Source organism: Bacteroidia bacterium (genome assembly GCA_040880525.1).
Lineage (GTDB): Bacteria > Bacteroidota > Bacteroidia > CAILMK01 > JBBDIG01 > JBBDIG01.
In genome coordinates, this window is record JBBDIG010000021.1 from 62,773 (window position 1) to 87,374 (window position 24,602).

At 44.3% G+C, this 24,602-nt stretch carries 18 protein-coding genes and 1 tRNA gene; 12 read left to right on the forward strand and 7 right to left on the reverse strand.

Going from position 1 to position 24,602, the window contains the following annotated elements:
• Positions 1–13 precede the first annotated feature (13 nt).
• The 9 genes from WD077_05960 (at position 14) to WD077_06000 (ending at position 11,315) form a co-directional block, all read left to right on the forward strand.
• Positions 14–286 carry a hypothetical protein gene (locus WD077_05960; protein MEX0966763.1) on the forward strand — a complete coding sequence of 91 codons (273 nt, stop codon included), beginning with the start codon at positions 14–16 and terminating at the stop codon, positions 284–286.
• Positions 283–2,208 (forward strand): adenylate/guanylate cyclase domain-containing protein, encoded by a 1,926-nt coding sequence (locus WD077_05965; protein ID MEX0966764.1) that lies wholly within the window; start codon positions 283–285, stop codon positions 2,206–2,208. Before WD077_05960 ends, WD077_05965 begins: the two co-directional genes overlap by 4 nt.
• Positions 2,205–4,169 carry an adenylate/guanylate cyclase domain-containing protein gene (locus WD077_05970; protein MEX0966765.1) on the forward strand — a complete coding sequence of 655 codons (1,965 nt, stop codon included), beginning with the start codon at positions 2,205–2,207 and terminating at the stop codon, positions 4,167–4,169. Before WD077_05965 ends, WD077_05970 begins: the two co-directional genes overlap by 4 nt.
• On the forward strand, positions 4,166–6,112 hold the full coding sequence (locus tag WD077_05975) for an adenylate/guanylate cyclase domain-containing protein (GenBank protein ID MEX0966766.1): 1,947 nt from the start codon (positions 4,166–4,168) through the stop codon (positions 6,110–6,112). Before WD077_05970 ends, WD077_05975 begins: the two co-directional genes overlap by 4 nt.
• The gene (locus tag WD077_05980) at positions 6,109–6,279 is read left to right on the forward strand and encodes a hypothetical protein (protein ID MEX0966767.1); all 171 of its coding nucleotides are present in this window, start codon (positions 6,109–6,111) and stop codon (positions 6,277–6,279) included. Before WD077_05975 ends, WD077_05980 begins: the two co-directional genes overlap by 4 nt.
• Positions 6,280–6,301: 22 nt before the next feature.
• Positions 6,302–6,784, forward strand: coding sequence for a hypothetical protein (locus WD077_05985; GenBank protein MEX0966768.1), 483 nt, complete (start codon positions 6,302–6,304; stop codon positions 6,782–6,784).
• Between the two features lie 674 nt (positions 6,785–7,458).
• On the forward strand, positions 7,459–10,509 hold the full coding sequence (gene secDF, locus WD077_05990; protein ID MEX0966769.1) for a protein translocase subunit SecDF: 3,051 nt from the start codon (positions 7,459–7,461) through the stop codon (positions 10,507–10,509).
• A complete protein-coding gene (locus WD077_05995; GenBank protein MEX0966770.1) occupies positions 10,506–11,225 on the forward strand; it encodes a peptidylprolyl isomerase in 720 nt (239 codons plus the stop codon). The genes secDF and WD077_05995 overlap by 4 nt, the downstream gene beginning before the upstream one ends.
• A 15-nt stretch (positions 11,226–11,240) precedes the next feature.
• Positions 11,241–11,315: transfer RNA gene (locus WD077_06000), tRNA-Val, on the forward strand.
• Between the two features lie 273 nt (positions 11,316–11,588).
• Here the strand turns inward: WD077_06000 and WD077_06005 are convergent.
• Positions 11,589–13,133, reverse strand: a complete 1,545-nt coding sequence (locus WD077_06005) for a glycosyltransferase family 39 protein (protein ID MEX0966771.1) — start codon at positions 13,131–13,133, stop codon at positions 11,589–11,591.
• Between the two features lie 658 nt (positions 13,134–13,791).
• Between WD077_06005 and WD077_06010 the strand changes: the two genes are divergently transcribed.
• Both WD077_06010 and WD077_06015 read left to right on the forward strand, forming a co-directional pair.
• A complete protein-coding gene (locus tag WD077_06010; GenBank protein MEX0966772.1) occupies positions 13,792–16,329 on the forward strand; it encodes a hypothetical protein in 2,538 nt (845 codons plus the stop codon).
• Between the two features lie 17 nt (positions 16,330–16,346).
• Complete coding sequence (locus WD077_06015; protein ID MEX0966773.1) at positions 16,347–16,574, forward strand: Type 1 glutamine amidotransferase-like domain-containing protein; 228 nt, start codon at positions 16,347–16,349, stop codon at positions 16,572–16,574.
• Between the two features lie 65 nt (positions 16,575–16,639).
• Here WD077_06015 and WD077_06020 read toward each other — a convergent pair whose 3' ends face one another.
• The 4 genes from WD077_06020 to WD077_06035 all read right to left on the reverse strand — a co-directional run bounded on the left by WD077_06020 (position 16,640) and on the right by WD077_06035 (position 20,062).
• Entirely contained in the window at positions 16,640–17,290 is a 651-nt protein-coding gene (locus WD077_06020; protein ID MEX0966774.1) for a heavy metal-binding domain-containing protein, read from the reverse strand.
• Between the two features lie 14 nt (positions 17,291–17,304).
• Entirely contained in the window at positions 17,305–18,387 is a 1,083-nt protein-coding gene (locus tag WD077_06025) for a cytochrome c peroxidase (protein MEX0966775.1), read from the reverse strand.
• A gap of 6 nt (positions 18,388–18,393) precedes the next feature.
• The gene (locus tag WD077_06030) at positions 18,394–19,311 is read right to left on the reverse strand and encodes a T9SS type A sorting domain-containing protein (protein ID MEX0966776.1); all 918 of its coding nucleotides are present in this window, start codon (positions 19,309–19,311) and stop codon (positions 18,394–18,396) included.
• Positions 19,312–19,432: 121 nt separating this feature from the next.
• Entirely contained in the window at positions 19,433–20,062 is a 630-nt protein-coding gene (locus tag WD077_06035; protein MEX0966777.1) for a class I SAM-dependent methyltransferase, read from the reverse strand.
• A 601-nt stretch (positions 20,063–20,663) separates the two neighbouring features.
• On the opposite strand from WD077_06035, the gene WD077_06040 reads away from it, so the two are divergent.
• Positions 20,664–21,536: a DUF72 domain-containing protein gene (locus tag WD077_06040; GenBank protein MEX0966778.1), complete on the forward strand. Its 873-nt coding sequence runs from the start codon at positions 20,664–20,666 to the stop codon at positions 21,534–21,536.
• 129 nt (positions 21,537–21,665) lie between these two features.
• Here the strand turns inward: WD077_06040 and ftsZ are convergent, their stop codons facing one another.
• Positions 21,666–23,156, reverse strand: a complete 1,491-nt coding sequence (gene ftsZ, locus WD077_06045; protein ID MEX0966779.1) for a cell division protein FtsZ — start codon at positions 23,154–23,156, stop codon at positions 21,666–21,668.
• Between the two features lie 143 nt (positions 23,157–23,299).
• A complete protein-coding gene (ftsA, locus tag WD077_06050) occupies positions 23,300–24,601 on the reverse strand; it encodes a cell division protein FtsA (protein ID MEX0966780.1) in 1,302 nt (433 codons plus the stop codon).
• Position 24,602: the final 1 nt, after the last annotated feature.

Here is a 24,602-nt window from a genome sequence, read left to right on the forward strand (position 1 = left end):
TTTTGACGCCTTTATGAAAAAACTGCTGCCCCTACTTTTCCTGGCCCCTCCCAACATTCTAATTGCAGGGGCACCTGATTCCATTGCTACATTTATATTTCAAGAACAATTAAAAACGGAATACGGCCTCATTCCATTAATGGAAGGTTTTATAGGCAAGCCTGATACAATTGCCATTCATGATTGCCAGGTTGAAATAGCAGCAAAGAATAAAGGTGGGATCAAAATGTATTTTGTGAAAGGGGCCAGCACCTTGAAATTGTCACGAATTGGAGGCCCATTATGAAAAAACTGCTGGTCATATGGCTGTTGATAATCCCAGCCCTCCTCCAGGCGGATACAGTTTATACCTTTGTCTTTAAAGAAGGGATGCAAGCCAGGTACGACCTTAGTGACCTTGTGGACCGGATGGTTGATACTACGGGCCGTATTACCATTGAAGAGATCTTGACAAGCAGAGACCTTCAAGGGCGGTTTAAGCCTATTGACAATTTAGGAAAAGAAACATCACTTGACGCTGTTGTATGGAGCAGGGCGGTATTTCTGAACATCTCGAAAAGGCCAGTGGACTACCTCCTTTCACTGTCCAATGCTGACTCTTTGGCTGTTTTTAAAGTAAACCAGGGCAAAATCACTAAAGATGTTTTAGGTAAAAAAATACCTATTCAGCAAAAAACATTTAAAAGTCATCTTGACCATGTTAGGGTCGTTTTAAACCCTGGCGAATCGGATACCTTTTATATAAGGGCTTCAGGGGATCAGTTTTATGATATTTTGCCCGGTACTTCGGTGCAGTTGATTCAAGAGTCGAGATGGCGCCTGGTGCAGTACCTCTCCATTTTCACAAGTGGCATCCAGGTGCTGATGCTGGGCTTATGCTTGCTATTGTTTTTTATTTTCAAAGACCGTCAATACCTGCTTTTTATCTTGCCGCTGACTGGTTTCCTGATTTGGTTTTCTTACAGGACTGATATTCACATTATTTTTAATACATTTCCTGTGCTTACGAAATATCAACCTGTTTTAACGGGCTGGTATATGCCATTAACAGTTGCCGTTTTTTTTCTAGGGTATGTAGGTATCCGCAAGAAACTGAAATGGGTGTATTATACCCTTTGGGTTTTAATCCTTGCTACAGTAGGGGTATCACTTTTAAGCCTCTTGGTGCTCCATTATTCAAATAACATGGTGAATAGCCTGGTCCTTATTTTTATGTTGGTGGGATATGGTAGTGGAACTTACCTCGCATTTAGGGGGGATAGAAAAGCCTTTGTGTGGTTATTGTTCACCGCCCCCCTATTTATTACCGGGCTTCTATACCTGATTGATGACCTGTTTCTCTCGATCAATCTCGATGTGGTTTCCCTAATGCAGATAGGGGCATTGGCGTCAAGCCTTATCATTGGATATATGATGTACGACCGTGTAAACAAGACTATACGTGATAATATAAATATCTCCCGCACCAATGAGCGCCTGGTAAGGGAGCAGAATGTGATCCTTGAGCAAAAAGTTAGTGAAAGGACCCGTGAATTGGCCGCAGAAAAACAGAAATCAGATTCCATATTGCTAAACATATTGCCCGAAGAAGTGGCCGAAGAACTGAAGGAAACAGGCCGTTCACAGGCCAGGCTATTTGAAAAAGTCACTGTCCTCTTCACTGATTTTGTAGATTTCACCAAAGCCGGGGAACGGCTGACTGCCCAAGCATTGGTCAGTGAACTGCACAATTGCTTCAAAGCATTTGATGAAATAATTCAAAAGCATGGACTTGAAAAGATAAAAACGGTTGGTGATGCTTACATTGCAGTAGCCGGTTTACCTGTGTCTGTAAAAGACCATGCGGAGCGGACGGCAAAAGCAGCATTGGATATCCGCGAATTCATGTCCGCACGGCACCACCAGCTCGGGGAAAAAACATTTAAGATACGCCTTGGCATCCACTCAGGTTCTGTGGTGGCCGGTATTGTGGGGGTGAAGAAATTTGCCTATGACATTTGGGGCGATACCGTAAACACGGCTGCCAGGATGGAGCAGAACAGTAAGGCCGGACGGGTCAATATTTCACAGTCCACTTATGGGTTAATCAAAGATAGTTTTGAATGTACACCACGGGGAAAGGTGGCAGCAAAGAATAAGGGGATGATGGAGATGTACTTTTTAAATGCTGCAATAGACATAAAATCAGAAATCAGTTTCCCGCAATGAAACAACTGTCGGCCATTGTTTTTTTGATGCTTTTTTTCAGCCAAGCCCAGGCTCAAGACTCGGTGGCCACATTTGTCATTGAACAGGACCTCAATTCGCGACATAGCCTGACAGACATCACCGAGCGGCTTTATGATCCCGGAGGAAACCTAACGCTGGAGCAAATTTTGGCTGACAGTTCACTCCAATCCAGGTTCAGTAAGACAGTCGTTGTTGATTCTATGTATCAGAATGGCCGGTATAAGTTCTGGAGCCGTATCAGGATATCCAATCAGTCGGAAAAAACCTTGCAGTCTTACCTGAATTTTGGCTTCGCAGATACCTTGGACATTTATGAAATCAACAATGACAAAATAACGCATTGGCAAACGGGGAGGAGCCTTGATTACCATGACAAATACAACCATAACAATTCTATATTGCTTACCCTGGCGCCCGGACAGTCTAAATTATTTTACTGCCGTCATTCAAGTGATTTATTTTATCCTTCTGGACTTATTTTGAGCGTTTATACAGAAAATGTTCTCAGGTGGAATAAGCTGATGTACTTTTCTTTGTTCGTGGATGGCTTTCAGATAGTAATGCTAATCCTCGGCTTTATGCTTTTCTTTATTTTTAAAGACCGTCATTATCTGCTGTGTACCATACCTTTAGTCGGATTTCTGCTGTGGTTTAGCGATATAAATGGAGAGCTGCATTTATTGCTGAACTCACCTGGCCCCTTTATAAAATATTTTAATGCGATTTTCACAAGTTGGTTTATGCCGGTATGTATTGTTATTTTTTATAGCAGTTATGTTCGGTTAAAGAAGAAAATGCCCTGGGTATATTATACCTATTTGTTGCTCCCGGGGTTGATAGTGATCGCTGTTGTTGGACTAATTCAAAACAGGTGGTATCCGGATATTTCAAATTTCATTATACTTCTGCTGACGGTAATCACTTTTTTCAGTGCTGTTTATATGTCTTTTAAAGGTGAAAAGCGGGCGCGGGTTTGGCTCCTGTTCACTTTCCCCCTGATAATTGGAGGGGGAATTCACCTTATTCGTTTAATTACGAATCTGCAAATGGATATTAGTTCAGTCTTCCTAATGCAATCAGGGGCACTTATCTCAAGTACCATCCTCGGATATTTAATGTACGGGCGGGTGAATGGGACAATCCGTGAAAATTTCAGGGTAGTAAAGGCTAATGAAAAACTGGTGAGGGAACAGAATGTCAACCTTGAGAAAAAGGTAGCGGAGCGAACCCTGCAACTGGAAGAACAGGCACGGCAATTGGACCTGGAAAAACAGAAATCAGATTCCATATTGCTAAACATCCTACCCGAAGAAGTGGCCGAAGAACTTAAGGAAACAGGCCGTTCACAGGCCAGGCTATTTGAAAACGTCACGGTCCTCTTTACTGATTTTGTAGATTTTACCAAAGCCGGGGAGCGGCTGACGCCACAGGAACTGGTCAGTGAACTGCACAATTGCTTCAAAGCATTTGATGAAATAATTCAAAAGCAAGGACTTGAAAAGATAAAAACGGTGGGCGATGCCTACATTGCTGTTGCGGGGTTGCCTGTGCCGGTGAAAGGCCATGCGGCAAGAGTGGCAAAGGCAGCATTGGAAATAAGGGACTTTATGGTTGCACGCCAGAAGTTGCTGAAAGATAATACCTTCCAGGTACGCCTCGGCATCCACTCGGGGCCTGTGGTGGCCGGCATTGTGGGCGTAAAGAAATTTGCCTACGATATTTGGGGGGATACCGTGAACACTGCTGCACGGATGGAGCAGTGCAGTGAGGCCGGAGAGGTCAATATCTCAGAAACTACATACGGATTTATCAAAGGCCAATTTGAATGCACATGCCGGGGTGTAATCGCTGCAAAGAATAAAGGTAAGATGCAGATGTATTTTGTGAAAAGGGAGAATCAGGCCAATGTCCTTAAAGCGATAACAAAGGAAGTGATATGAAAAAGATACTGTTCCCTCTTCTTTTTTCATTGGTTATAGCAAGTAGCGCTACATCTGCAGACTCTACTTTTACGCTGATCTTCAAAGATCCTCTTCCGGCCACTATAGATATTACCGAAGAGGCAGAAATCCTATTTGATAGTTCCGGGCGGGTAACGATTGAACAACTGCTGAATGATGTTTCAATAAATAAACAGTTTGTTAAGCAGGGAAACCTGAATACTTTACCTGATGGGGTAAATTATTACTGGAGAAAATTCAAAGTTGTCAACCAGATGGCACAGCCGGTAATGTACTACGTACCTTTCAAAGGTGATTCAATTTGGGTTTATGAAATGGATTATGCGAAAACATATATCTATATAAGCGGCACTCTTGTTCACCCAAGCCAACGCCCTACTCATCATGCCCGCGTCTTGGTGCCCATTTTTTTAAGGCCTGGTGAGGTAAAAACGTATTACATACGCGCCAAATCCCAAACCTATCCTCCTGCCAGGATCAGTGGGCTCAAATTGCAATCAGAAAAAGCTTTTCGGTACACTGAGTATTTCAGTTCCTTTCATGCCGGGGCCATACTGCTCCTTATCCTGGTGGGGCTTTTTCTCTGCTTCATTTTCAGGGACAAGGTGTATTTTGTTCTCATCTTGCCCGTGGTCGCCATTCTTATTTGGTTTTCTGAAAATAGCGGCCTTCTGGACCAGTTGGTAGGGGCGGGGCCATTTTTTTCGATGTACTCCAACACTGCCTTTTCAGCATGGTTTCTCCCCTGTTCCTGTATCTTGTTTTTGATGGTTTATATCGATTTAAAGCAGAAAATGAAATGGGCCTATTATTTTGGCTGGATAGCTATAGGTGTCATCATTTTTATGTTCATGAGACAGCTAGCTCTGCCTCACACATTTGGCGATGGCAACCGCGTATTGCTTCCAATAATCATTTTCCTGTTAGGCCTGGTTATTTATCGTGCTTTTAAAAAAGATAAGCAGGCACTGATCTGGGTTCTTTTTATGGCTCCATTTCTCCTCTCAGGTATTATTTTTATCGTTAATCAACAATTCTTCAAAATACCACTACCTCTTGGCACATATCAAATCCTTCAGATTTCTTCATTACTTTCTGCCCTGATCATCGGATATGCCCTGTATGACCGGGTAAATTCCACCATCAAAGAACGGGTACGTGCAGTGAAAGATAAGGAGCGGCTCGTAAAGGAGCAGAATATTGTCCTTGAGCAAAAAGTAGAGGAACGTACCCGTGAACTGGAAGCAGAGAGACAAAAGTCTGAGGATATCCTACTGAATATCTTGCCGCAGGAAGTCGCTGAAGAACTCAAAGAAACAGGCGGCTCACAGGCAAAACTATTCGAAAATGTCACCGTCCTTTTCACCGATTTTGTTGATTTCACCAAGGCGGGAGAACGGATGGCACCGAGGGAACTGGTGAACGAACTGCACAACTGCTTCAAAGCATTTGATGAGATCATCCAACAGCACGGCCTTGAGAAGATCAAAACTGTGGGGGATGCCTACATTGCTGTAGCGGGGCTGCCTGTGCCGGTGAAAGGCCATGCGGCAAGAGTGGCAAAGGCAGCATTGGAAATAAGGGACTTTATGGTTGCACGCCAGAAGTTGCTGAAAGATAATACCTTCCAGGTACGCCTCGGCATCCACTCGGGGCCTGTGGTGGCCGGCATTGTGGGCGTAAAGAAATTTGCCTACGATATTTGGGGGGATACCGTGAACACTGCTGCACGGATGGAGCAGTGCAGTGAGGCCGGAGAGGTCAATATCTCAGAAACTACATACGGATTTATCAAAGGCCAATTTGAATGCACATGCCGGGGTGTAATCGCTGCAAAGAATAAAGGTAAGATGCAGATGTATTTTGTGAAAAGGGAGAATCAGGCCAATGTCCTTAAAGCGATAACAAAGGAAGTGATATGAAAAAGATACTGTTCCCTCTTCTTTTTTCATTGGTTATAGCAAGTAGCGCTACATCTGCAGACTCTACTTTTACGCTGATCTTCCAAGATACTTTTCCGGCTACTATTTACATTACCGAAGAGGCAGAAATCCTATTTGATAGTTCGTTCCGGGCGGATAACGATTGAACAACTGCTGAATGATGTTTCAATGATCATACAGGTACTAAGGCAGCAGTTGCAGAACCAGGTTGAGGAGCTAAGGACAAATGAAAGGCAGCAGCGGCAGGAAGTTCAGCAGGAATTTTTGGATCATAAGGATGCCGCTGGCAAGGAGCGGGACCAACAACTGCCATCGCTGCAGGAAGGCCATGAAGCCAAACTGGACGAATTGGCAAAACAGGAAGAGTCCTACAGGGAAAGGTGGTCTGGTTTGCGTGAAAAGAGGATTGCGCTGAATGAAAAGCAGTTTTGGGGAGAGGAAATTAGGGAACTGAAGGATTCGATCGGTAAAATGCAAAATGAAGCAGAAAATGTTACGCATCAAATTTCGTTTCCCGCTATCCCCAAAAACTTGACCTGGTCCGGTAGCTGCAATCCATTCCCAACCCCTACCTCCATTTTGGTGATCTTGACCTGGCCGGCATCGCCATCTTCGAAAATGAGTACCGAAAGTACATTTAAAATTAAATAATAAACTCCAGAAGAAAGGTTCCTTAAATCGAGAACCCGCTTCGTTGCTATATCTTCAAATTTTCCTACAATTACTATTCTTCCTCTACTATCAATTAGTAATAACTTCGTTGCCGGCTGGTCGAACGGGTAAGGTAGTTCCATAGTAACAATACCTTTTATAGGATTAGGATAAACAAGCAGATCGCGAACTTTGGTAGAATCCGGTCCTTCAAAAATTTCAAACGAATCAGTTTTAGATGAATAGAGAAGGGTATCCGGAGGCAAAGGTGAAATAATGGTTATTACCGTATCTACTTGTCAGAAGCAGAATTTACTGCATTGGAGGATGAACAGAATACCACGTCCGAAACGGAATTTGCAGATTCCGAGAATAAACAGAAATCACCACAGGCATAGCTTCTTTTTCATTCAGAAAATTCAGAGATTCGGAATATCCTGATGCGGACAAATAAACAGATGTCGGGACCTGCTACTACTTGGTGGCGGTGCTATCACTGATCTCCAAAAGGCATGGCTTTTAAATTCGTAGAAGCTTTTGTTCCTTACTCTACTCAAAAATGTATATTTGCCGTTCGTTTTTGAGGGCCATAGCGTGCCTATGTAACGTTTTCTATATCATTTGATTACAAATTTAAACGGGTTTCAAAGCCCGTTTTTTATACCCAGAGGAAAATGAAGAGTAAAGGAGCCATTAAGTTTTTTGCCATAGCGTTAACGCTGGTTTGCCTGTTTCAGTTGTCGTTTACCCTTGTCAGTTATATCGAGGACCAAAAGGCTGAGAACTACGCAAATGGTGATAAAGAGAAAGAACGTGCTTATCTTGATTCAATAGCATACCAGGAGGTTTATAACCTGGGAATCAGGCAGTATACCTACCTTGAGTGCAAGGAGCGCTCGCTGAACCTGGGACTTGACTTACGTGGCGGAATGCACGTTACGCTCGAGGTTTCACTCAGCAGTTTGGTAAACCGCCTCGCGAATAATCCTTCCGACTCCACTTTTGTGCAGGCGCTGCGAAATGCAGAGAGAGATCGTGGCGAAGCAGAGGACGGCTTTATTTCGCTGTTTTATGAGAAATTGACAGAGCTGGATCCTGATGTGAAGCTTTCAAATTATTTTGCGACCAGCGATAATCAGGATCATGTAACGTTCCAGTCGTCCAATCAGAATGTGATGGAATTTCTCCAGGAGCAAGCGGAAAGCGGGCTGGATAACACCTATAATATTCTTCAGACACGGATTGACCGTTTTGGCGTAACCCAACCCAACATTCAGCTACAGGAGAATACCGGTCGGATTGTTATTGAACTTCCCGGTGCTGATAATCCTGAACGGGTGAGAAAACTCTTGCAGGGTACAGCGAATCTTGAGTTCTGGGAAACCTATAAAAACCAGGAGTTCTCTCAATACCTGGTGGCGGCCAATGATGCCTTAGCTGATGAACTGGAAATAACAGGCGATACAACTCAGACCGAGGCCGGGGAACGGATGGATGATTATTTCGACCAGCAGGAGGAGCCCGATACCGGCCTGGAAGCCAGAGCCGATACCATTGCAGCGCCTGATGATACCGGGGATATTGCAGCAGTGGATACCGACAATCTTTTGTCTGCTCTGGGGAGGGAGGATACGGCTGGAGACGATACTTCAGAGCAACTTTCTGAAGCGGAAATGAGACAGCAAAATCCGCTGTTTGCGCTTCTCTATCCAAACATTACCCAGAACGATGAGGGCGCATTTGCCAATGAGGGACCTGTAATAGGATATGCGAGAGGAGCTGATACCGTGAAGATCAACGAAATGTTGAATTCGGATGCGGCCCGGGAAGTGCTGCCTCCGGATGTCGTTTTCTTTTGGGAAGTAAAAGCCCTTCCTGAATCGGACAACAGTTTCGTATTGATCGCAGGACGTGCCGCTCCGGGTACCGGAGGCGCGGTACTGGATGGGAAGGTGATCACCGATGCAGGGGTGGATATTGATCAAGCCGGCTCCCGCCAGATCCGTATGGTGATGAATAGCGAAGGTGCTGCGGAATGGAAGCGCGTAACAGCAGCTAACATAGGTAACGAAGTGGCAATTGTTCTGGATAACAAGGCTTATTCTTACCCTACGGTACAAGGAGAAATACCAAACGGAATTTCCACGATTACCGGTGGTTTCAGTGCCCAGGAATCAGAAGACCTCGCGAATATCCTGAAATCAGGAAAGTTGCCTATTTCAGTGAATATCATTGAAGAGGCGATCGTAGGGCCATCATTAGGAGAAGCATCTATTAATCAGGGAATGCTTTCTCTTTTGGTTGGTTTGCTCCTGGTACTGATATTTATGGGATTCTATTATCACAAAAGCGGCCTGGTAGCTAATTTTACTTTGGTAGCTAACCTCTTCTTTATTTTAGGCGTGCTATCCTCTCTTGGTGCAGCACTTACGCTGCCAGGCATGGCCGGTATTGTTCTCACCATCGGTATGTCAGTGGATGCAAACGTTTTGATCTTTGAAAGAATCAGGGAAGAACTAAGAGCCGGCAAAGGAATGCGGCTCGCGGTTGCTGACGGATATAAGAATGCCTACTCTTCAATCATAGATGGAAACCTAACCACGTTGCTGACGGGGATTATCCTGCTCACCTTTGGAACCGGTCCTATCTATGGATTTGCTACGGTATTGGTCATTGGTATCCTCACTTCTTTCTTTAGTGCCGTATTTATCTCCCGTCTTATTTTCGACTGGATGCTGGATAAAGAAACGGTGATGAAGTTTGGAACCAAAGCCACGCTGCACGTCATGGAAAATCCCAACCTCAATATCCTGGAGAAAAGTCGTGTTGCATATATGGTTTCCGGGGTTGTCATTCTGCTGGGTCTCATCAGCATGTTTACCCGTGGATTTGATTTTGGAGTAGACTTCAGCGGAGGTTATTCTTACATCGTTGAATTTGAAGAACCACAACAAACGGAGGAAATACGCTCCATGCTGGAGCCACATTTTGGGGGTGCCCCTGAGGTCAAAACGTTTGGTTCCTCCCGGGACTTTAAGATCACCACATCTTATCTTATAAATGAGGATGCCGAAGGCACAGCCGCGCGGGTGGAATCCAGCCTCCAATCCGGACTGGAACAATTAAATGGGGGCTATGAAGTGCTGCGAAGTGAAAAGGTAGGGCCGACTATAGCCAGCGATATTAAAACTTCAGCCTTCTGGTCGGTGCTGTTCTCGCTGCTCGTTATTTTTCTCTACATATTTTTCCGCTTCCGAAGGTGGCAATATGGGCTGGGTGCCGTTGTAGCGGTGACGCATGATGTGCTCCTTATCCTTGGGCTCTTCTCGCTGCTCCACAATATTGTTCCATTCTCTCTCGAAGTTGATCAGGCCTTTATTGCTGCTATTCTCACAGTGGTCGGTTATTCAATTAACGATACAGTAATAGTGTTTGACCGGATAAGGGAAAACCTGGGACTGCACAAGCGCACTCCGCTGACTGAAAATATGAACAATGCACTCAATGCTACCCTTAGCCGTACAATGATCACATCCGGCACCACTTTCCTGGTGGTACTGGTGCTGTTCCTTTTTGGCGGTGAAATTATACGCGGGTTCAGTTTTGCCCTCCTGATAGGTATTTTGGTAGGCACTTATTCCTCACTCTTTATTGCTACACCTGTGGCGGCAAAATTCCACAGGATACAGATGGAAGCTGAGAAACAAAATAAAATGGCGCAATGATGAGGTATTTTCATTTTACCTTATTGCTTTTAATGGCCCTGGCCGCCTGCTCCTCAACAGGAGACCGGCAAGCGGAAAACAACGGGGATACCAGCACTTCAAATAAAGAATTGAATGCTGCCCAGGATTCAGAACCAGTAAATTCCACAGAAACAATGGCTCAACAGGAACCTAAGGATAGTATGGAAGTAGTGAAGATCAGTACCCGGCTGGGAGATATTTACATGACGCTTTTTGATGAAACTCCAAAACACCGGGATAATTTTTTGAAGCTGGCCCGTGAAGGATTTTATAACGGCACCACCTTTCACAGAGTAATTGACCGGTTTATGGTGCAGGGAGGTGATCCTAACAGCAAGGACGATAACCCGGCAAATGACGGGCAAGGCGGACCTGGTTATACGATCCCGGCTGAGATACAGCCTGAATTCAGCCATAAGCATGGAATGGTGGCAGCAGCACGCCAGGCCGACCAGGTGAATCCCAGGCGGGAGAGCAGCGGATCGCAGTTTTATATTGTGGAAAATGCCCAGGGAACTCCCCACCTGGATGGGGCATACACAATTTTTGGAAAGGTGATAAAGGGCATGGAGGTAGTGGAGCTTATTGCAGAACAACCCGCAGGTCCCAACAACCGGCCCATCGAAGATATTCCCATGCAGGTGGAAATAAAAAAGTACTCAGCCAGTGAATATCAGGAAAAATTTGGCGACTGATTTCCGCAAATTCCGGGGATATTAGCTCAGTTGGTTTAGAGCACTGCCTTGACAGGGCAGGGGTCACTGGTTCGAATCCAGTATATCCCACATTCTGAGAGAGCCCTTGCAGCTTATAATTTACTGCAGGGGCTTTTTTTATTTGGGAATTAAGCAATTGATTCAGATGTTTTTCAAAATTCAGCAGCTATAATTTATATAGTGTTAATATTCAAATTTTAGAATAGCAGAAATTGAATGTTAAAAATAAGTATCCTGTCAGGTTTTTCGCTGAATAAATAATATCAGGTAGCTGATTCAATTAAATCTTAGTTCTGCTTTGTGCCTTGGAGTCTTTGTGACAATATACTCAGGGTTAATTTATTATTTTTTATTCCCTGGTTTTCGTTTTAAAATAAACACCGGTTTGCCCTGGCGATCATTGTTAAAATAGTGATCCTCTACCACTTCTCTGTTTTCGAATGGAGTGTCTGAGACGGAAAGCTGGATTATATCAAACTGATCCAGATCCAGATTTTCATACCAGAATTGCTTTGCCGTGGCATCAGCGTGCATAATGGAAGTGTTGCGCAAAATAACAAAGTCAGCATTGAGACCTTCGTTGATATCCTCACCTGAAAGTGCCCCTATGATTCTAAGATCAGTATAAAACTTTAAAGGTAAATCGCCATAGGTTATTGCGACTTTATCTCCGGGCAATGCCTGATTTTCAAAGTAGGTGATGATTGCGGTAACCGGGCCGGTCAGTTGTTTTGTAGTGATCTCTCTGAAAAATTTATCCAGGGGCGCAGAAAAAATCAGCCAGGCTGCAAACGAGTACGGGATGAGGAGATGCATCTTCTCTGAAAGGGAAAATATCCAACCCAGGTAAAGCAAGGTAATGGGGAGCAGCGGAGCCAAATACCGAAAATAAAAAGCATTTGAAAGCAGAGAAAAAATTGAAATATAAACTATGATTAGGATCCAGTATAGTGCAGCTTCTTTCGAAATAAAAAGTTTTTGCAATACATGTTGCCAGCTTTTATTTTCATGGTTCTTTTGATTCCGGTGAATTAACATCAAAAGGCCTGTTACGGCAATAAACGGCCATAAAGAAAAAATACCATTGATGAACTCTACTGTGTATTCTTTTAATAAGGAAAGAACATTTGTAATGGAAATAATATTCGAAACTTCATTAAAATACGGATTGTCAAAAAACCATATAAAAAACGGAACATTGAACAACGCCACTCCTGCCATGCATAAAACCGGTTTCCAGGCTTGCCGTCTCTGGAAGATGAGCGCATGGATACTAAGGGCGGCAACGAGTGCAGCAGCAGAGATATAATGTGTATGGATAAGAAATAATGTTGCGAAGCTGAGATGCAGCCACCAACGCTTTTCACCCTTCATCCAACTGGCATAGCCCAGTACCAGCCAGAGTGAAAAAGCCATGGCCGGTGCATAGTAACGCGCCTGCCGGCTCAGCAGCAGATAAGCGACAGAAAAGGCCAACATAAATACGGAAATTGTGGCTGCATTGCGATTATTCCAAAGCTTGTGGGACAAAAGGTAAAGCAGCAATAAAGAAAGCAAAGAGCAAAGCGCGAAGGGCAACCGGGCCGTGTAGGTAGAAACCCCGAATACGGCAAACGAGCCGGCAGTAAAATAAAACTGCAACCATGGATGCAGCTTCCATTCTCCGTTGGCGCCCAGTTCCTTGCCCTGAAGCTGGCTATAGGAATGGGGGCCCGATTTGCCGTAAGGAATTCCCCGCTCCAGAATGGTCTGCCCCACCAACGCAGTTTCTGCTTCGTCCTGCCAGAGGATTTGGTTATCAAGATTATAAAAAAGATTGAAAGCGAGTAAAAACATCAAAATCAAGAAGGGCAGGTGCCGCTTAACGCTTTCTTTTAATCGAATCATATTGAGGATTTTAGACAACCAAATCTTTTGATTGAACCTGATGTTATAGGTTTAAAATAGATTCGCAAATTATTAAAATAATGGATCCTGAAGCTGTGCAGGAAGCTGATATGGAGAGGGGCATTAAGTTCCCTTTCCCAACCAAGCTGAGCTGAATCCCGGATTCTCTGCCGGCAGTGATAGTCGAAAAAGTAATAGGAAATAGATTCACCTGTTCTGGTGTAAGATTTCAGTAAATATGATGGCAGATTTTTTTTAACAGTGCTAATTTCTTTAAACGGATGTCAGGAACAATTGAGATTGATACCGGCCTCCAACAACCGTTAAGCAGAAGATGATCTGGTCATTTTGAATTTTGTTTCCTGATTTCCACCACCCACGCGAAGGCAAACCCTCTGAGCACCGTCCATGAGCACCTCATTAATAACCTGAATTTCGGCTCACCTGGAACGATATGCAACATTTCTGACATCTGCATTCAGCGGCTGGAGTTAAATTGCCGTTGCTCAGGATAAAATACATCTTTGCTCTTTGTTTTTAAACTATTGCCCTAACGTGAAAAATACAACCGATAACAGTAAGTGTGAGTACCTTCAGGACGATTTGATCCTAACAGAGACGCGATTTATGCCAATCATAAAATACATCTTTTGACAGAATGATAACCGGATTACATAGCATCATTTGCCGGCTTGCCACGCTAATCTGTTTTGCGTTGTTCCTGTTCTCGGACCTGGATGTTTATGCTCAGGGCTGCGGTAGTTCCACACCGGTGTTGCTTGTGGATCTTCGTGGAAACCCTGACGGAGTTTGGGTCAGCGCACCAATAAGTCGTTCAGGGTATTGTTGCGGAGTAGGCGGCAACAACCGCTGCATCAAGTTCTTTGTGCAGTTAGATAGCATGGCCGGGGGAGTAATACTGGATATTGCAGGAGGCTCAGGCTCTACATATTATAGCTTGGGCTGCAGCACTTCCACTACTGTGGGCACCATGAATTGCATAAGCCAGGGCGGGCTGCACGAGCTTACTGTTTGTAAACCCGGAGGTAATGCCCAGACATATATCATTACCTCTATATCAAGGCCGCATGCCGTTACACCTGTTTATCTTACGCCTACCTGCGTTGCGGAGCTCAATACTGAGGGGCTGGTGACAAGTTCCATAAACTGGGATGCAGTAGGGAACCCTGCCTTCAACAACAACCTTAGCTGTACAACGGGATGTAACACCTCTTACATGACCTATTCCCAAAACTTGCCGGATACTGTAATTTATGAAATTTGCGGTAATTCTACATCCCCATGTCTTCCCGGCATTTATTGCGATACAATGGTTGTGGTGATGCTTGAAGCCAATGCCGGAAATGACACTACCATATGTGAATCATCCAACTACGTCAATTTGAATGGTTCTATCCGCGGACCCTCCAACGGAAAATGGCTGAATGGAACCGGAAGATTTCATCCTAATGACAGTGCTTTGGATGCTACATACATTCCATCTAAGGCAGAGGTTACTGCGGGGTTTGTGGACCTGGTATTGAAAACCGACAGTCTGGGCGAAGAATGTGGCGCCCATTACGATACCGTACATATCACAATAGTCCAGGCTCCGGAGCCAATCGTAACGGGCAGTGATCTAGTTTGTGAAAATGAGGATAGTGTGGTTTACTCTACACAGAATGTACCCGGTTATTCTTATGAGTGGACTGTTTTGGGAGGCAACATCACCTCCGGCCAAAACACCTCTGAAATTGCAGTAGAATGGGGAGATGAAGGAGCCGGTTTCGTGTATGTGACCGTAATTAACTCCGGGGGATGTTCGGCTGTTGCAAGTATTTCCCCTTTGGTCCACTACGATTTTAATTTTGCCGAATTGGGTGCAGCAACGAATGGCCCCGATGCAACTAATGTGAATCCTGATGCAGGTGGAACCGGAATAGGTGCGACTGTACTGGATAATTGCGGAGCAGGTACCGGCTTAGATATAACAGTAAACGGAAACATTTTTAACTATGGCAGGCTGGCCATGTTCTTCCGTTTTCAACGCGATGAATCGAATGCCGATTTCTTTGAAAGAGGAGCTTTCAAATTCAATATCGCTGGAAATCTAATGGTGGAGATGGAAGTAATTGACACCAATGGCAATACAACTTCCACAGGCCCGATAAATACAGGCTATAATGTGCCGGTTGATGACGTTTTTCGTAATTATGCCATGCTTTACGACTCAGCCAGTGGCGAAGTAACGTTGTACGTAGATGACGCTGAGATGTGGACACATAATTTAGGCAGGAACAAATCGCTCAATTGGTCCTCGGCCGGGGACGGCATTATTGGGGGATTTATGGATGGTGATTGTAGCAAGAAAGCGTTTATTGACTTTGCCAATATCTCGTTGCCGGTTACCATAAAAAAGACCCCGGATCCCTCCACTATAGTCGGAGGCCCCAGCAACATTTGCGAGCGCAGCGGTAATTATTTTTATCATGTACCTTATACTTCAGGACACACCTACAATTGGTCTGTTTCAGGAGGTTCAATCATTTCTGGCGCCAATACCGATTCTGCACTCGTATATTGGGCAGATGTTGATACAGGCGTGATTACCATTACTGAAACATCGGTTTCTGGTTGCAGTGTCAGCTCCAACAAGAAGGTACCACTTATACGCAGGCCTGTTCCTGAAGTTAATGGCCCTGATTCAGTTTGTAAAAACAGCCCGGGTATTTTTTACAATGCCACTTCCACGAGCAATAACTATAACTGGTCTGTAACCGGTGGAACCATTGTACATCAGAGCAGCAACAATATTACGGTGGATTGGGGAGCAGGTGATACCGGGATTATTACTTTAACTGAAATGAACAACCACTGTGACAGTACCATCAATTTTTTAGTAATTATAAATCCAGTACCTGATCCTGATATCATTGGAGATACGATAATTTGTATTAACAATTCAGGAAATGTCTACTCAACCCCTGTTACTGTCGGCAGCACTTATTCATGGAGTATATCAGGAGGTAATTTTATCTCCGGGAATACTGGCCCTAGCGTCAATGCAAATTGGACAGCAGTTGGGGCGAATACAATCAGCCTAACGGAAACCGTCACGCAAACCGGGTGCAGCCACACTACCGTCCTCAATGTCACTGTCCATCCTGCTGTTTCCACATCTGATATTAAATACTAACCTCTTAAAGTACAACCATTCGCCTCCTTCTTCTCAGCAATTCCACCAATCCGGGGGAGGACTACCTGGGTTGGCCACAACATCACCTTTCAACATTTCTTGGCAATTCGGTCAGGAAGATCCTCTTCATTCCGTATGCCGGGGTCACATTAAATTGGGATGACTACACCAGCCGGGTAGCTGCCGCATTTGGTTCGGCAGGCGGTGATGCGGTAGAAGGCATCCATTCCTGCGATAGCAACTAAGCCCATGACCTTGTATATAGCATTTCACGCAATACGCAATAATCTTTATTAGTCATTGGTTTTCTTTAATATGCTTCCACTTTGAATTGTTCAAGATGTTGAAGACGATTATTCAGAGAAACAAGCTCTTCAATTAATTTGGCTCTTTGTTGTCCGAGCACTTCTGAGTTTTTAAGTTTCACTGCCGTTCCAGCCATGCAAACCATTATCATTCCTTTGCCATCGCCCAATTCTGAATAGTCAATATCGGTCGCTATCACAGCATTTCCGCCAGCATCTAAGGTTAGTTTTCTAAGTTGAGCAAAACACATATTTTCCCCGGCTTTTAATTTTTTGTTATGCCTTCCTGATTGGGCGCCAAATAAGTCAGTAAAGGAAGATGTAAATTCAGAAATAACACCGGTACCGGTGGTTGATTGTCCGGTTACCATATCCAAAATGTTGTAATCCCAGTTCAAAGGAGAGTGCGTTGAAATAACCGGAATAGCTGAAATCATATCCTGAAGTTTATTTGTGATTCTGCTTTTTTCGTCAATCAGCTTTGATTTGTATTTATCATATAATTCTTTCCCGCACTTGTTGCAGTAGTTACCAGATTTTTGATCGTGGTACTCGTTAATAATTTTTGCCTTGTCAGCACTCAATAATTTAGTGTTTGACATAAGTCCGGTTTTTAACTCGGCTCTGCAGTTTGGACAGCTTGTTATTTCACTCATTTGATTCTGTTTTTCTAATTTTTTGTCATAAACGGATTTCCAAATTCAGGGTTTATCAGAAATGTTGAATCGGTCAAGGTTTTGAGAAAAGCAATTACTTTTTCTTTTTCGTTCTCTGTCAACCGAACTCCTCCCTGATGTGCCATTCCCATTTTTGAGTCTATATTGTAGCTATTATTTATACCCTCACTATAAAAATCCAGTACTTGCACTAATGTCTCGAAACGTCCATCGTGCATGTACGGTGCGGTGACAACAACATTTCTCAGCGAAGGAATTCTGAATTGGCCTGCATCTTTTGTCTGTCCTGTTACTTCTGCCTTTCCTTTATCTTTATAATCGTCCGGTTTAAAGGCAGCCTCAAGTCCGTTGTTGCTAAATTTTGTTGTCGTTCCCAGGGCATCTGCATCTGTGGTGTGGCAGTGTAGGCAATCGCCTTTGGTTTGATCATTTATGAGATCGAATCCTTCTAATTCCGCTGGCGTAAAGTATGCCTCACCTCTCAGCACCTGGTCGTATTTGGAATTGTTTGAAATCAGAGTACGTTCAAATTGCGCAATCGCTTTGGCTATTAATATACTGTCAATTTCTGCGTTGCCGAAAGTCGCCTGGAATTTTGGCAGGTAAAAATCGCTTTGCCTGATGCGCTGAACTGCCGTGCTCCAGTCCAAATTCATTTCATTATGTGCTCTCAAGGGATGAAATACCTGCTCCTCAATACTTGCCGCCTTACCATCCCAGAAGAGGGCAGGATACCAGGCAAGGTTGAATAGAGGCATAGTGTTACGCTTCATTAGATCTCCGTCAATTCCTTTACTGAATCGGTTGGGTGCATCAGAAAAGGCGACTTCTTGTCTATGGCAACTTGCACAGGAAAAGGTTTTGTCAGCACTAAGGATGGGGTCGTAAAATAAGAATCTGCCCAGCTCCGCCCCTTCCAATGTTGGAGGGTTATCGGTAACAGGCATTTTGGGGAAAAACCTCAATTCGGGTAATTCATAGGGAGTGGGTTTGTCCGCATTCTTAAAACTCAAAACCATCATAGCCGTGAATGCACCAATGAAAACTAATATGCCGCCTGTTTTATGAAAACGCATGAGTTGCTATCGTTCAAGTACTATTTTAAATGTATTGGAATTTATGTTGGTAAAAACGTTGAGAAAATAAATACCATTGGGGTGATTGCCAATGTCAACGTAAAACTTGGTTGGGCTGGCGTTCCACTCCTGAACAATCCTCCCTTCAACATTCACCAGTTCAATTTTCTCAATGATGTTGAACTCGTTCATTTTCTTGGTGGCAATATTGAGTCTTCCTGTTGTCGGGTTAGGAGTAACGGTCATGTATTTTTCTTGTGCCACTTCATTAACAGTATGACGAATACTATTATGTACCACCATGTTGTCAATTAACCACCCCTCTTTATGGTTGTCAACCGAATCTGATTTTAGAGTAAACCGAAATATGAGTGAATCAAAGGTTGACATCCACGATTGGTCGAGGCAAAACCAAATATCTTTCCAGGTACTGTCTGTACCACTGAAGGCATAGTCACCGGTAATGAGAGTGTCTTGGTTGGCCGGATCAAACCCGTAGAAGTTATAAACGTATGGGTTATTGAATACGTTTTGCCATGTATTTCCAGTGTCTGTGGAGAATTCAATGATGCCTCCGTCATAACCGCGATCCATATCCAACTTCTGTTTCCATCGAATCGCCAAAATGCCCCAACTGAACCATTGCGCAAGGCCAAATGAAAAACGTGAAGTGTTGTTAGGCGGATAATTGTTAATCGTGTCCGTCACTATCGCATTTGGCAATGTTGCCGCACGATCAAAACTCAATTTTTGAGGCGGTCCGATTTGCCAAACGATTGATTCTGCCGTGTCAATTTGTATGAATAAAGAATTCCCTTCGGAAGTGTCTGCACCGTCAAAGTATTGGCTAAATGTTTGGCTGTGTCCTAAAAATGGGATTGCCAGTCCGAAAAGTCCAGCGATGATTTTTGTTTTCATGTTCATAATTTTTATGTTTGACAATTTGATTGTAACCAACAGATTTTCTTTAGAATACGGTTCCATGTTCACCGCTGGTCAGGGCCTGGGTTTCAAAATGATTTGTATGAATGTTCGTTTAGATTATTTATTCCGTCTGTAATTTTCTAAAACTGCAAAAAACAAAGTTCTGAATGGTGTCAAATGGTGTCCTGTGGTCAACCGTAACACACCTAATTTTCTCGAACAAATTTTCCAGTCTTTCAGTCATTGTTCTTTCCGAATATTGTTTTATTTCGATTCCGCTGCACTTTTTTGGTCCTTGTTCGGAAAACGTCCCGATTACCAAAATACCGGTCGTTGAAATGCCGCATTGTGCGGTTTCAAGGTAATTGGAGATTTCCTTTTGATCTGTCAGAAAATGGAATGCTGCCCGGTCGTGCCAAAAGTCGTATTGCACAGTGGGTTGAAATTTCGCAGCATCAGCCACAATCCATTTTACATTATTAGCCTGTTGGCCAAGTCGCTTTTTTGCTCTTTCAATAGCTGCTTCCGAAATGTCGAGTACGGTAATGTCCTGATAACCCCTGGCAAGCAAATGGTCAACTAAAAAACTGTCGCCACCGCCAATATCAATGATTTTGGCAGTTGAAGGCACATTAAATTCTTCAATGAAATCAAGGGAAGTTTCCGGTGTCGGCTGATACCAGCTTACTTCATTTATTTGTTTTGTACGATATATGTCCTCCCAATGCTTTTTTCTGTCAAAGTACTCCATTTTATCCTGTCTGTTTAGGTTGCTGTAATATCATCCTTCATTGCTCTCGCTCTCGCCAGTCAAAAATAAGCAAAAGTTACCTCTAAGTTTACGGTAAATCACCTGATGATAAGCGGGCATGCATCCGCTTTTTTTCCTTTTTTCCAGCGGATAGCAAATACATTCTCTCTTTCTTTAAAGAGAGTTTTGAACAAATTCAGTTTTTCATTTTCTGCATATTGTTTCATCTTGGCGATTTGTCAATCAGACAATTTTATCTGAATTCTCCAACGTGCTGTTTTCCGATCCTGCTATTTTTATTACACCTTACACCGGCATCCGGCATCTCTTAATTTTTTAATGGTCCTTTCTTCGATGCTTTCGCTCTTACTTGCCATAATATATTGGCACTCAATTGTATGATAAATCAAAAATCAGCCTTTCATGGATGCTCCACATTATAGCTATTGGCGTATCGAAGCTTCTTATTACCGAACAAGCCTTTATTCTCAAAAGCCGAATTATCTTGTTCAAGAATCGCAATTGGAGTATTGTTAATAATATGCTGAACTCTACCTGCCGGATTATTGTCTACACAGATATTCATCAATAAAACAAAAAAATGAAGTTTGGAAAGATAGCCGATCCATCCGAGATAGATTTCTCCTTGCCGGCTGAGCATTCTGACACGATACGGATCCTGCAGAAACAAAAGAAAACAGCCAGGCCTCCTGTTTACATCGGCTGTGCTAAATGGAACCGGCAGGATCTGAAGGGTTTTTATCCGCGCGGTACCAAAGACGAGCTTGCCTATTACGCCACGCAGTTCAATTCCATAGAACTTAATGCTACCTTTTATCAGCAATACGATGCCGGGCAAATGGAGAAATGGAAGCAGAAAGTACCGCAGGGTTTCAGGTTTTATCCGAAGATCCCGCAGCGCATCAGCCACTTTGGGCGGCTCAGCAACGTGGAAGCTCTCACCGAAACAACCTGCGAGTGCTACCGTGCGTTTGGTGAAAATCTTGGCATTACCTTCCTGCAAATGCCGGATAACTTTGGGCCGAAGAATTTTGACAGGCTGGAGAGCTTTCTGCAAAACTGGCCGGGTGACATGCGGCTGGCGCTTGAACTGCGCAACAAACTGTGGTACAAGGACAGCGATATAACTGATCGCCTCTGCCATCTCATGGAGCAGCATGCCATTACCCATGTACTCACTGACACAGCAGGCAGGCGCGACTTGTTGCACATGCGATTTACCACTCCTTTTACCTTTATCCGCTATGTGGGTGCAAACCACGAAAGCGACTATACCCGCATTGACGACTGGTTTAAGCGGCTGAAACAATGGATTGCCGGGGGTGTACAGGAAATCAACTTCTTCATTCACCAAAACCTGGAGAAAGAATCACCACTGCTTTCCGCAAAGCTTGTGAAACGATTCAATGAAGAATTGGGGTATGACCTGCCATTGCCGGCTATTGCAAAGTGAGAGATAATTAATCTGGACCCAGAGCAGGCCTTTCCTTTTGCACTACGCAAAAAAACCCCCGGCAGCCGAAGCTACAGGGGGCTTACAAACAGAAAAACTCAGGGACTTAAAAAATTCGGCAGTGAAATGCTAATCTACATTATCATGAAGAAAGCCATTGCTGGGACGTATTTCAGGCTTTTCCTCTTTTTCTTCGAGCGAGTAGCGCGAAATATTGCTGTCAGATGAATGGGGCACTTTGTCGAGCTGTACGTTCCTGCGCTTAAAGGCCGGTTCTGATTCAATCTGGTCCAGGTCAGTCTTCACGCTGAAACTCAATCGCTTCAACTTCTCTACGCGCAAATCCCGCTTTTTCCGCGCAAGCTCTCCTCTCAGTTTTACCTCCAGCGATTGCTGATCCTGTTTCTCATCATCATTCTCTTCTGCAACATTTTCTTCGTTCACTTTCATTTCCATTTCCTGCTCCAGGGCTTCCTGTTCGGCCTCTTCTGCTTCTATGTCGCTGACAAGACGAGGTTCTTCCTCTGCCTGCGCTTCTTCCCTGCGCTGCTCAAACAAAAACATCTGCTGCGTGGGCGATTTAACCGGCTCTTTCTCATCCAGCTTTCTCACCACTTTCTCCGGTTTCTCCTTCAGGCTTTTGTTGTGCTTGCCTTCAAATGCAGTGGCGATAATGGTCACAGAAATTTTTTCTGAAAGCGATTCATCATAACAATGGCCCCAGATCATATCCGCATCAAGACCAACTTCCTCCTGGATGTAATCCGTAATAATTGAGATCTCATCCATCAGGATCTCCTTTGTTCCGGAGGTAATATTGAGGAGAATGTACTTCGCTCCCTGGATGTCATTCTCGTCAAGGAGTGGCGACTTTATGGCCTGTTCCACTGCTTTCAACGCGCGGTCCTCACCCTCTGCTGTGCCGGAGCCCATAATGGCTGCACCGCTGTTGGCCATCGTGGTTCTGACGTCCTCAAAATCCACATTGATGTAGCCCGGCACCGTAATGATCTCCGCTATGCCTTTTGCTGCTGTAGAGAGAATTTCATCGGCATTCCCAAAAGCCTTTGAGAGCGGCAGGTTTCCATAAATTTCCCGCAACTTCTCATTGCTGATGAGGAGGAGTGTATCCACATTGGCCTTTAACTGCTCAATGCCTTCTATGGCTTTTCGTCTGCGCTTTAATCCCTCAAAAGTAAAAGGCGTTGTAACGATGCCCACGGTGAGGATACCCATATCGCGCGCGGCTTTGGCAATAATCGGAGCCGCGCCAGTGCCGGTACCGCCTCCCATTCCTGCCGTTATAAAAAGCATTTTTGTTTCCTTCATTAACAGGTTCTTGATGTCCTCAAGATTCTCCATTGCTGCGTTCTTTCCCACTTCAGGATCAGAGCCTGCTCCGCGGCCCTCGGTGAGGTTTGAACCCAGTTGAATTCTGTTGGGCACGGGGCTTAGCTCAAGAGATTGTGAATCAGTATTACAAATGGCGAATTCTACACCCTTGATGCCTTGCTCGTACATGTGATTCACCGCATTGCTTCCCCCGCCCCCTACACCTATTACTTTAATAATAGAGCTTTGGATCTTAGGAATGTCGAATTTTAAATCCTCGGTTTTCATTGTTCTCAATTTTAATTAAAAAATCTGTTTGTTCTGTTTTGGGATTTAATAAAAAAACACAATTTTAATTTATCAAATCCTCAAGCTGGTTTTACAGATCCCAGGTTTAAAAAAATAATTAAACCTGAATCAATAAAACAAAATCACTTAATATAATCGTCCATGCCGCTATCATCCTCCAGCCATTTTTTTCCTTTAGAAAATATAGAAGCATACCAGGGATCGCGCGCTGGTTTGCCATTTTCCTTAGCCGGATCCTTCAGGTTTCCGGGCTGGGTCAGCGAGCTTTTCCTGCGTGCGTTCAATCCTCTGATCACGAGGCCAATTCCGGTAGCGTACATCGGGCTTTTCACTTCCTCGATCATCCCTTTTGAAAGATGCTCTGTAGGATAACCGATGCGCGTATCCATTCCGGTAATATATTCCACGAGCTGAGTAATGTGCTTCAACTGTGCTCCACCGCCTGTGAGCACGATGCCACAGATCAGTTTCTTTTCGAAGCCACTGCTTTTGATCTCGTAATAAACATGCTCAAATATCTCCTCCACCCTCGCCTGGATGATATGCGCCAGGTTTCTTACGCTGATTTCCTTGGGTTCGCGCCCTTTCAGTCCCGGAATTGAAATGATCTCGTTCTCGCGTGTTTCATCAGCCAGCGCAGAACCGAACTTCACTTTCAGCGTCTCTGCCTGGCGTTTCATCACCGTGCAGCCGTCTTTAATATCTTCAGTAATAATATTTCCGCCTAAAGGAATTACAGCCGTGTGCCGGATAATTCCTTCCTGGAAAATAGCGATGTCAGTGGTTCCTCCTCCAATATCAACAAGCGCCACCCCCGCTTCTTTTTCTTCTTCGGCCAGCACCGCCTCTGCTGATGCGATGGGCTCCAGAATGAGTCCGGCTACTTCAAGTCCTGCTTTGGTTACGCAACGATGGATATTTTTGGCTGCCGTCACTTTGCCGGTGATAATGTGGAAGTTACCTTCCAGCCGTACCCCGGCCATGCCAATCGGATCTTTGATGCCATGCTCGCTGTCCACCGTATATTCCTGTGGAATGACATGAATGATCTCCTCTCCCGGCTGCATCACCAACTTGTGCATATCATTTATGAGCCGGTCAGTATCATCATAATTGATTTCATCCTCTGCCCGGTTGCGCACAATGATGCCCCGGTGCTGAAGGCTTTTGATGTGCTGCCCTGCAATTCCTACATGCACCACCTTGATCTCCACATCGCTCTTCATGCCTGACTGCTCCACGGCATTTTTTATTGCATCCACGGTTTTGTCAATATTGGTAACCACGCCACGAGAGACGCCAGCCGATTCGCAACGGCCAAGCCCTAAAATATCAATTTTTCCGTATTCATTTTTACGGCCCACTATTGCGCAGATCTTTGTCGTCCCGATGTCAAGTCCCACAATTATTTCTGAGTTTTCCATG

Excerpts from the sequence above, each read along its gene's own strand:
- WD077_05960 (MEX0966763.1), top strand. The coding sequence starts at position 14 with ATGAAAAAACTGCTGCCCCTACTTTTCCTGGCCCCTCCCAACATTCTA.
- WD077_05965 (MEX0966764.1), top strand. The coding sequence starts at position 283 with ATGAAAAAACTGCTGGTCATATGGCTGTTGATAATCCCAGCCCTCCTC.
- WD077_05970 (MEX0966765.1), top strand. The coding sequence starts at position 2,205 with ATGAAACAACTGTCGGCCATTGTTTTTTTGATGCTTTTTTTCAGCCAA.
- WD077_05975 (MEX0966766.1), top strand. The coding sequence starts at position 4,166 with ATGAAAAAGATACTGTTCCCTCTTCTTTTTTCATTGGTTATAGCAAGT.
- WD077_05980 (MEX0966767.1), top strand. The coding sequence starts at position 6,109 with ATGAAAAAGATACTGTTCCCTCTTCTTTTTTCATTGGTTATAGCAAGT.
- WD077_05985 (MEX0966768.1), top strand. The coding sequence starts at position 6,302 with ATGATCATACAGGTACTAAGGCAGCAGTTGCAGAACCAGGTTGAGGAG.
- secDF (MEX0966769.1), top strand. The coding sequence starts at position 7,459 with ATGAAGAGTAAAGGAGCCATTAAGTTTTTTGCCATAGCGTTAACGCTG.
- WD077_05995 (MEX0966770.1), top strand. The coding sequence starts at position 10,506 with ATGATGAGGTATTTTCATTTTACCTTATTGCTTTTAATGGCCCTGGCC.
- WD077_06005 (MEX0966771.1), bottom strand. The coding sequence starts at position 13,133 with ATGATTCGATTAAAAGAAAGCGTTAAGCGGCACCTGCCCTTCTTGATT.
- WD077_06010 (MEX0966772.1), top strand. The coding sequence starts at position 13,792 with ATGATAACCGGATTACATAGCATCATTTGCCGGCTTGCCACGCTAATC.
- WD077_06020 (MEX0966774.1), bottom strand. The coding sequence starts at position 17,290 with ATGAGTGAAATAACAAGCTGTCCAAACTGCAGAGCCGAGTTAAAAACC.
- WD077_06025 (MEX0966775.1), bottom strand. The coding sequence starts at position 18,387 with ATGCGTTTTCATAAAACAGGCGGCATATTAGTTTTCATTGGTGCATTC.
- WD077_06030 (MEX0966776.1), bottom strand. The coding sequence starts at position 19,311 with ATGAACATGAAAACAAAAATCATCGCTGGACTTTTCGGACTGGCAATC.
- WD077_06035 (MEX0966777.1), bottom strand. The coding sequence starts at position 20,062 with ATGGAGTACTTTGACAGAAAAAAGCATTGGGAGGACATATATCGTACA.
- WD077_06040 (MEX0966778.1), top strand. The coding sequence starts at position 20,664 with ATGAAGTTTGGAAAGATAGCCGATCCATCCGAGATAGATTTCTCCTTG.
- ftsZ (MEX0966779.1), bottom strand. The coding sequence starts at position 23,156 with ATGAAAACCGAGGATTTAAAATTCGACATTCCTAAGATCCAAAGCTCT.
- ftsA (MEX0966780.1), bottom strand. The coding sequence starts at position 24,601 with ATGGAAAACTCAGAAATAATTGTGGGACTTGACATCGGGACGACAAAG.